At 56.6% G+C, this 9,056-nt stretch carries 8 protein-coding genes, 4 tRNA genes and 2 rRNA genes; all 14 read right to left on the minus strand.

From position 1 onward, the window contains the following. Positions 1 to 471, minus strand: a 471-nt coding sequence (locus H3Z84_RS08385; protein ID WP_199456886.1) for a GTP-binding protein, incomplete at its 3' end; no start/stop codon positions are given. Between the two features lie 52 nt (positions 472 to 523). Then, a tRNA-Thr gene (locus tag H3Z84_RS08390) sits at positions 524 to 599 on the minus strand. A 13-nt stretch (positions 600 to 612) separates the two neighbouring features. Next, positions 613 to 687, minus strand: a tRNA-Gly gene (locus H3Z84_RS08395). A 10-nt stretch (positions 688 to 697) separates the two neighbouring features. Continuing rightward, positions 698 to 781, minus strand: a tRNA-Tyr gene (locus H3Z84_RS08400). A gap of 40 nt (positions 782 to 821) precedes the next feature. Then, positions 822 to 897 (minus strand) — tRNA-Thr (locus tag H3Z84_RS08405). A 31-nt stretch (positions 898 to 928) separates the two neighbouring features. Continuing rightward, positions 929 to 1,462, minus strand: coding sequence for a hypothetical protein (locus tag H3Z84_RS08410; RefSeq protein WP_227498388.1), 534 nt, complete (start codon positions 1,460 to 1,462; stop codon positions 929 to 931). 107 nt (positions 1,463 to 1,569) lie between these two features. Next, positions 1,570 to 2,304 carry a type III pantothenate kinase gene (locus H3Z84_RS08415; protein WP_199457142.1) on the minus strand — a complete coding sequence of 245 codons (735 nt, stop codon included), beginning with the start codon at positions 2,302 to 2,304 and terminating at the stop codon, positions 1,570 to 1,572. Then, positions 2,301 to 3,266 carry a biotin--[acetyl-CoA-carboxylase] ligase gene (locus H3Z84_RS08420; RefSeq protein WP_199457143.1) on the minus strand — a complete coding sequence of 322 codons (966 nt, stop codon included), beginning with the start codon at positions 3,264 to 3,266 and terminating at the stop codon, positions 2,301 to 2,303. Before H3Z84_RS08420 ends, H3Z84_RS08415 begins: the two co-directional genes overlap by 4 nt. Positions 3,267 to 3,374: 108 nt before the next feature. After that, positions 3,375 to 5,678 carry a DUF6160 family protein gene (locus H3Z84_RS08425; protein ID WP_228285665.1) on the minus strand — a complete coding sequence of 768 codons (2,304 nt, stop codon included), beginning with the start codon at positions 5,676 to 5,678 and terminating at the stop codon, positions 3,375 to 3,377. Positions 5,679 to 5,690: 12 nt separating this feature from the next. Next, entirely contained in the window at positions 5,691 to 6,167 is a 477-nt protein-coding gene (locus tag H3Z84_RS08430; protein ID WP_413772294.1) for a hypothetical protein, read from the minus strand. 74 nt (positions 6,168 to 6,241) lie between these two features. After that, positions 6,242 to 7,318 (minus strand): hypothetical protein, encoded by a 1,077-nt coding sequence (locus H3Z84_RS08435; RefSeq protein ID WP_228285664.1) that lies wholly within the window; start codon positions 7,316 to 7,318, stop codon positions 6,242 to 6,244. After that, a complete protein-coding gene (locus H3Z84_RS08440; protein ID WP_199457144.1) occupies positions 7,318 to 8,523 on the minus strand; it encodes a hypothetical protein in 1,206 nt (401 codons plus the stop codon). The genes H3Z84_RS08435 and H3Z84_RS08440 overlap by 1 nt, the downstream gene beginning before the upstream one ends. Positions 8,524 to 8,736: 213 nt before the next feature. After that, positions 8,737 to 8,850: ribosomal RNA gene (gene rrf, locus H3Z84_RS08445) — 5S ribosomal RNA — on the minus strand. 105 nt (positions 8,851 to 8,955) lie between these two features. Continuing rightward, positions 8,956 to 9,056 (minus strand): 23S ribosomal RNA (locus H3Z84_RS08450); the annotation flags it as partial.

Genomic DNA, 9,056 nt, shown 5'->3' on the forward strand with positions numbered 1-9,056 from the left:
GTCACGAACTTCCATTTCTACCAGCTCAAGCAGCTCTTCATCGTCTACCATGTCCGCTTTGTTCAGGAACACAACGATGAACGGTACACCTACCTGACGGGACAGCAGGATGTGCTCACGAGTCTGCGGCATGGGGCCGTCAGCTGCGGAGCAAACCAGGATAGCGCCGTCCATCTGGGCAGCACCCGTGATCATGTTCTTAACATAATCAGCGTGGCCCGGGCAGTCTACGTGAGCGTAGTGACGGGTTGGAGAATCGTACTCAACGTGGGAGGTCGCGATGGTGATACCACGCGCACGCTCTTCCGGTGCGTTATCGATCTGATCGAAAGCACGGCTCTCGCCTGTGCCCCATACTTCGTGACATACACGAGTCAGGGCGGCTGTCAGAGTGGTCTTACCATGGTCAACATGACCAATGGTGCCCACATTTACGTGCGGCTTGTTACGCTCAAATTTTGCTTTAGACATTCGACCAATCCCCCTAATCAACCAGGATCGTAACGTTGACCGGAAAAAAAAGTGGAGCTCATGACCGGAATTGAACCGGTGACCTCATCCTTACCAAGGATGTGCTCTACCGACTGAGCTACATGAGCATTAAAACCAAATTGGAGCGGGCAGCGGGAATCGAACCCGCGTCATCAGCTTGGAAGGCTGAGGTAATAGCCACTATACGATGCCCGCGAGCAATAAGTGGTGGAGGGGGCTGGATTCGAACCAGCGAAGCTTTCGCGTCAGATTTACAGTCTGATCCCTTTGGCCACTCGGGAACCCCTCCCGTACAAATTCGCTGTCGCGAATCCGCTAAAACCTTAAAGTGGAGCTGGCGGACGGAATCGAACCCCCGACCTGCTGATTACAAGTCAGCTGCTCTACCAACTGAGCTACGCCAGCTCACATTCGCCTCGTCAGCGAGGGCGGTATACTACGGATTTTTTTTCGGCGTTGCAACACCTTTGCAGGTACCACTTTCAACAAACTCGAAGTTTTTGCCGATTTCCGCTTCAACCGCTTGAACCGTCTCGGTTTCCCGGTCAGATTCAACATCAAAAACGAGGGCGTATCCTATACGATTACGGGGGAACTTGGCCAGTACTACATTAAGATTATCCCGTTTTTTTTCTGCCAGTACCGTTTCAGCAGCTTCCCGAGACTCAAAAAGCCCCAGGGATATGGCATTCCGGTACTCTCCGGACGCCACCACATAGGATTCGACCCCCCGGGCCGACAAAGCCCGGAACTGATCCATAGCAGCTTGTTCCGGCTGAGGGGGTATCAAGACCCAGTTCAGTGGAGCAAGTTCCACCTCCTGTTCTTCGACGACGTAGTCCAGCCCCGCGGCCTCTCCCGCCGCCCTCGCTTCGGCGTCGCTGTCAAACCACCCCGCACGCACGCACAGGGTTTCCACGCCAGGCCCCGGCACAGGTACAACGGGCTCTGATGTTTTCAGGCTGGTCACTCGGGGCAAGGCTCCTCCGGACGAAGGATCAGTTCCCCCGATACCCTGCCACTGCGGCAACCACCACACCAACAGGTTGACGGCCAGGAGAAAGAACGCAATCCACTTCATTCGCCCTTCCCATCCTGTGCTACGGCCTGAAGGCCCTCAAACACCAGGCCCGGACGAACCTCGGCCTGCAAGCCGAGATCAACAAATCTTTGAGCATCGCCGCCAGTAAGCAAGACGCGGCGTAAATTGTGGACCCCGGCGTCAGCATTAATACGCTCGATAACCCCGAGGGTCAGCCACGCCAACCCATGGTTGGCACACTCCCCGGTTGAGCGACCGGGCAGGGTATTGACCTGGTCGTCGTGTTCGAACCCGATACGTGCGGCATCCAGCTTCAGGCTTCGGCGCATCATTCTCAGCCCTGGCAGTATATAGCCCCCGATGTGGGCACCGCTTTCGGCCACGTAATCCACGGTAACCGCACTCCCCGCGTCAACAACTGCAAACCCGCCGGGATAACGCGACCAGGCGCCCACCATTCCGTGCCAGCGATCGGCGCCCATTTTCCGGACATCCTGATAGGAGTTCACCAACCCCTGACGGGATGATTCAGACCAATAAAACGTTACCGGCGCACGGGTAATGCGGGACAGCGCCTGCTCCAGCTCCCGGCAATTCTGCTCGGATGCGACAGAAGACACGGCAACCCGGGTAATGTCATGACCGAATTGCACCAGGCCTGCAAAAGGCGCCTTCTCGTCCAGCATCGCTGCACCCTCGGCCCTCACCTGAGCACCCTGAACCAAACGCCACTTTATCCGGGTATTACCGGAGTCGACCAACAACATCATGGCTGCACCCGAAGGCTGATATCGCCCGCTCGAACCGACACCACCCCAGCGTCGGTTTTCAACAGATAGTTACCGCCGTCATCGATACCGGCGCCGGTTCCGGCAACCTCGCCACCACGGCTGACCAGCTCCTGCCCGCAGAATATGTCCCTTCGCTGCCAAGCACTCCTGAACGCTGCAAAGCCCTGTCGCTCGAACGTATCAACGGTACCCAGGATCTCCCTGATAACATTTGCCGCCAGGGCATTCCTCGCCCAGGCTATATCCGGCCAGCGCTCAGCCAGGCTGATCCATGGCTGATCGACCTCTTCCGCCCGGGTCATATGCACATTGATGCCAATACCAGCGATGACCTGGACGACACCTTCCTGTAATTCCCCCTGGATCTCCACAAGGATACCGGCAAACTTCCTGCCATCGGCAAACAGGTCGTTCGGCCACTTCAGGCCAACACCTTCGGCACCCATAGCCTCCAAAGCCCGGGCCACGGCTACGCCCAAGACCAGGCTCAAACCTTCGAGCGCGGCGAACCCACCCTGCAGGGTCAGCCCCATACTCAGATACAGATTCTGCCCTTTCGGGCTTGCCCAGTTACGCCCCCGGCGACCGCGCCCCGCAGTCTGGCAATCGGCAATGACCACCGGTATAGCCCCTCCGGCGCCGGATAAACGCTGCGCCACCTCGGCATTGGTGGAACCCACTTCCGGTAATACCTCCAGGCTGATACCGGACAACAGCTCGCCGGGTAAACCCGCCAACACCTGCCCACGATCCAGCAGGTCTACCGGTGTGACCAGCTGATAGCCCTGCCCCCGGATAGTTTTTATCTCTACGCCTTCATCCATGATTTTACGGAGCTGCTTCCAGACAGCCGTGCGGGATACCCCCAGGGTTTTCGCCAGGGACTCTCCGGAATGAACGGCGCGATCGCTCAGCAGTGACAACAAGGTGTTGGATTTCATGAAACCGGTTCCAGGGGTGCAAAGAATCAGCCCCGGATTAAACAACAGGACGGCCGAAAAAACAAAAGGACAGCGCCCGGGCTGCCCTTTTCTCATGCCGGATGGTCATCAGGGGATAGGCGTTGCGGTCAGGTTTGCCCGAATATCCACGTTCTGTAACACAGCACCGTATACCGCCGTCTGCGCGCCGCCCACCGGGTGGATCATATCGATATTGTTGATGGACAGCTCCTTGAAGCTGCTTTGTGCCTGCACGGCGAACCCGAGAGGGTTCTCAACCCGCTTAACACCGTCAACCGTCCGGATGACCCGGGTTGGATACACATCAACTGCAAGATCGGTTCGGATACCGTAGGTATTGTCGTCCTGGCCATCGCCGTCGAAATCACCGCCGTCGCTGGTATGAATATCATTCAGCAGTATTGCAGTGCCAGATCCGTTGACCGGCCGGCCCTGCCCGTCCACGCTGCGATTGGTTTCCCACAACAAGGCATTCTTCTTATCGTCACTTGCAGCCGGTGCCAGTACCTTTGCCATCGCGATTGAAACGCCCTCGTCGCCCCGAGTCTCCCAGGTGCCACCTGAAGCCCCACAGGCCGCCGCAGAACTTCCACTGCCACCCACACAGACATCACCGGCGCCGCCGGGTCGTATCAGCGCACTGCTGTCTTTCTCATAGCTTTGCATCCGGAGGCGACCGAAGCTTGCGCCATCATCGCTGGTTCCAACCCGAACATTGCCCACATCCATAGTGCCCCAGGCTTCTTCGGTGGCCATGGCGAGCCCCTCTTCGGTAACATCCACGGTCATGTTACGGACGTGGCCGTCATAGGTCATTTCGGTCAGCCACAGGCCTTTCTGGGGGACCTCGCCAGCACCCTCATCATAGGGCGCTGCAACCACCGCAGCTTTTCCGTTGCGGACATGGATATCGGAATTGATCGTCAGCCCCTCGCCGGAAGCGCCCCCGGCGCCCAGGGTGATATGCCCATCCATATCGAATTCGTAGGCGGGATAGAACCCCAGGGCCAGCAGCAGTTCGGTACCCCCTTGCAGAGGGGCATTTTCATCCCCCACCCTCAGGCCGTTTATACGGTACCCGGCACTCAGGTCTTCAAACCCGATCCTTAAACCATCATAGAAGCGGGTACCGTTGCGAATTTCATTGCGGGTGACATTCACCGTTAAATCGCCCTGCCCCCATGACTGCAACCCGCTCACAATCACCCGATTGCCGTTGTCGGTGTAGCTTAAGTCTGCATTCGACAGGCTCCATTCGGCAGCCAGGCGCAAACCCTGGGCGCCGGCATCCTGGTGGCCACCACCTTGCAGATAAACCGCGTTGGTATAGTTTCGACCATTGAAGGCGCGGTCTTCGAAGGCGAAGGCGAGGTTAACCGAGCCAAAGCTCTGGCCACTGGCTCCCACTTCAACCGAACCCACAGCCAGCGCCCCTTCCAGGCCACCCAGAGTGAGCCCCAAGGCTGGCCGGCCCTGATTGTCATTGGTGACATCAATCCGCAAGTCGTGGATCTGGTACTCGCCGGTTATGTCCCTTAATGCCAGGGCGTTGCCATCGTCCAGGTATAAGAAATTGGCGCTGTGGATGGTTGTTTCATTATCGATTCTCAGGCCCTGGCCCTCACGGCCGCCTGCCTTGATTCCTGTGCGGGACGAGATCCGGTAATCGCCCTCCAGGCCCCCATAACTGGCCAGGGGCGCCCCGCTCGCATCTGTTGCGCGACCATAGATGAGCGGATCGTTACTGAAACGGATCGCGCCGACTTTCCAGTTACCGGTTACATTCTCCGAGATCAGTTCGAGAGTGTCCCCAACCTGCTCCAGGGTGATTCCCAGAGCTTCCACATCCATGGTGATGTCGTCGAGAAACACCGAGTTGCCGTTGGTCCGATACCCCAACCGGCCGCCGGTCATGGTGTAGGCCGAATCAAAGGTGTAGCCACTGCCGCCAACACCGCCGCCCTCCCGGATACTCAGGGTGCCTTGCAGCGAATGGTCAAAGAAAATCCCACCCATACTGACGCCGGGCGCCCCTGCCAGGCGAATATCGGAAAACTCGACCCGACGATCTTCCACCAGGTAATCCAGGTTTAACGAGGCATCAGCACCAATATCGATACGTGTCCGGTGGAGAGCGCCCTGCCCGGGGTTTTCGGACGAGCCAACCTTCAAGCCTTCAAGGTGCGCCCCCCGGCCGTCATCGTAGTAGGACACCCGGTCTGCGGACAGCTGCAGATCCATCTCCAGCGTGATGCCGCTCTGGCCCTGAATCCGGGACAGTTCGCCGTCATCCAGGCTTTGCATATCCGCCCAGGCAACACCGCCGGGCACCCCGGTAGCAACCAGCATCAGGGCAGCGCAGGTTTTAGGTAAACCAATCACTTTGGCCATAATCATCTCCCCCTATGGAGTCCCTTCCGGGAACACCAGCAGATTCCCCTGCATCAGAACATCGCCCTGCATTTCCACGGCGAAGATATCCGTTTGCATGAACCCGGGATCCGTCGGTCTGGGCGTGTTACTGGCGGCAATCTTGAACTGCACATCGTTGAACCGCACAGTATCCGGCAGGCCCAGTTCAATGACGTCACGGTTAAACAGCTCGCCGTCACCACCAAAACCGGAATCGATTGAACGTACCCGCAAGGTAAGCCCCTCGAAGGCAAACATGCCGCGAATCTCGTCCAGCACCATCCAGCCACCACCTTCTTTCAACTGGTAGGCAAGGCGGGCACCGCACTTCTTGTCCTGCTCGTCGCAGCGGCCGAAATAATCGTTCTGGATCGGGCCACCCAGTTCGTTGATGCTGATATCGCCAGACAAGTAAATGCCACCACGGCCGGAAACTTCTGCCATACCCGCATCGTCCAAGGGAGCCATCTCGGCACCGGCAAACGGACTGCATAACAGTCCTGCCAGCATGACGACTGCACTACTCAGAAACGGTTGTCTGCTCATTGCGCCAGATCCTTTGTCTGAATTTGCAGGTGCTGGATCAACATGCCTTCAACCCGTGCCGATCCGAAATTCTTTTCACCGACACTGAAATCGCCGATGTGAACGTTACTGCGGAATTCCGGGTTGGAGTAATAGTCGTTATAGAAATCCCAGGTGGCGGCATCGCTGCCCGCCCGCTGACCGTTGGCCGCAATCTGGCCAGTGCCCGGGGCATCGATGGTATCGATCTCCAGCAGGAAGTTACCGCTGCCGTCGACATCGAAGTAGATAGGTTGCAGCCTGTTACCGAGGGCCAGTTGCAGCACAAAGTCCGACATCACAATATTCGAGCCACAATTGCTGCCGTCCTGGCTACAGGCATTGATGGTGAGTTCCGGCGAGTAAAAGTTAAGACGGAATTCACCGGCCATCTGGCGCCGTTCGTCATCACCCCAGAGCCGGAGATAACTGCCATCAATGACGGCACTGCGGGCGTGCAGGTTCAGGTTGGCAGAGCGGTCATCGCCAACGGCCACGTTCATCTGCATACCCATATCCGCGCGCTCGCCCTGCCAGTCCTGGGTAGCTGGCCGGCTGGAACAGGTACCGCTTCCAACAGCAGCCGAACCACCAAGGCAATCGTAACCCTGCGCAGCGTCTACCATGGCAGGGGCGGCGAATTCGAGAACCGCCTTGTTAGTGGTTCCGGTGTCGTTACCGTCGACCACATCAATGCGCCACGGATTCAGCAAGCGCCCCAGATTCACCGGAGTCAGGTTCGTTCCGTAGTCACTGCCAGAGCCGGCGATATAAAGGTGGTTAACGGTGATATCGACCTCACGGCCGTCCGTGCTTTGGATACCTGCAATGCGGAAGATCCGGGCCTGTTCACCGTTGACGTCCGGCGCATCCGTGCCGTGGGAGAAGATGAAGTCTTCCAGTACCAGGCCAATGCCAGCACCGTCGATTTCAGAGAGTTCGCCATCGTTGAGCTTTTCGAGTTCTGCGGCTGCAGTAGCAGGCAACATCGAAAGGCCGAACATCACGAATGACAAGATGACCTTGGAGAAGGCGGGGCTCCTGGGAAAAGGCATCAGAACAACCCTCGCCCGCGATCTATGTATTCAGTGCGATAACGGGGAATTCCCTCCAGCGCATCATGGAGACTGAATTCAACCGCGCCGTTGGGGATGTTCATAAAGCCCCCAGGTGTGGTTTGAATAAAGTCTCCTACCTGCGGATCAGTTTTTGATACATCTTCCAGCCACTCGACAGCCTGGGTTTGAAAGGCTAAAAACAGGCCTTTCTGAGGCCCGGATAAAACTCTTTCGTCCCCATTTTCGGTAATGGTACCTACCGGAAGGCTTTTGAAGTTGGTCAGAGGGAAGCAGGAATTGATGCCCAGAACCTGACAATCCTGGGCCACAAAACTGACGTCACCAGAGCCACAGACGAGACCAAGAGGACCACAGTCCGCATCAACTTCTACCTGCGAACTGCCCCCTAACAACCCAGCAGCCTTAATCAGGAAAATTGTTCCGCCACCAACATCCTCTACCGTGAACCGTTCCCCGTTCGGCACGCCTGCATGAGTCGCCCGAATGGGATCAGGCTCACCAATGTTCGGACCTTCACCATGCACCAGCACAGCTTTACTTTTAATAGCATTGCTACCAAGCAGGAGTGGCGCCAATCCTACCAAGACCCCATCAATCAAATCCCCGTTGGATTCGGCAATCTCCAGATCCTGGCCGGTAGCCTTAATATCAATGTTGACATCGCCAGTCAGATTGCGGATATCGCCTGACAGAATGCCCATGGAATCGCCAAACCCGAGCCGGACACCAACCACTTCATCCGTGGTTTCGTCGAAGGCGAATTCAAAAAACGGGTTACTGATGTGGAAAGGAACAATCTCGCCTTCGGCGTAGGCGGTGCCATCAGGCTTCACCTGCCTGGTCGCCTCAGGGTTTGCATCAAAGAATTGTTGGTTGTTGATATAACCCAGGCCAAAGTTTTCGATGAGCACATCTGACGTACCGGATTTTTCGCCATCTCGCTCGTAGCGACCGATTTCAAGGACATCAACATTGGTCTGGATTTCGATATCCATACCAAGATTCACCCGCGTGTAGGCGGTGTTTTTTGATGGATCGGGATGGTAATTTCGATCGACAGAAAGAAAGGCCTGACCGGTAACCTCAGACATTTCCTCATCAGAAATAGGGTCCAGGCCTGCAATTGCGGCGGAGGGCAAAATCAGGGCGCTGGCTAGTACTGTGTGCAGCTTTTTACTCATAGTCTCACCCTGCTACCTTGATCAAATGGGCAGCAAAAAGAAAAAGGGGACTGATGAGTGTCTCTGTTGCTGGCTCTTTTTGTGGTTCTGGTTGGCCAGTCTTTGATGAATATTAACTTTTTCGGATGCGGCGGGTTGTGCGGCTGATCATATTTCGGACAGACAAATAAGAAACCCCCGGCAGCAACGCTGTCGGGGGTTTTGGTATTAAGAGCCTGACGATGACCTACTCTCACATGGGCGAACCACACTACCATCGGCGCTTGTCTGTTTCACGTCTGAGTTCGGGATGGGATCAGGTGGTTCCAGACCGCTATGGTCGTCAGGCAAAACGGATGATCACTGGGAAGGACGAGATAAAACGTGATGGTGATTTCTTTGAGCTGGCGTTTGCCTTGCTCTTGCGTTATCCGCAATTGTCTTGGGTGTTATATAGTCAAGCCGCACGAGCAATTAGTATCGGTTAGCTCAACGCCTCGCAGCGCTTACACACCCGACCTATCAACGTCCTGGTCTTGAACGGCTCTTCAGGA

This window comes from Marinobacter sp. bablab_jr003 (assembly GCF_016464245.1).
GTDB classification, from domain to species: Bacteria; Pseudomonadota; Gammaproteobacteria; order Pseudomonadales; family Oleiphilaceae; genus Marinobacter; species Marinobacter vinifirmus.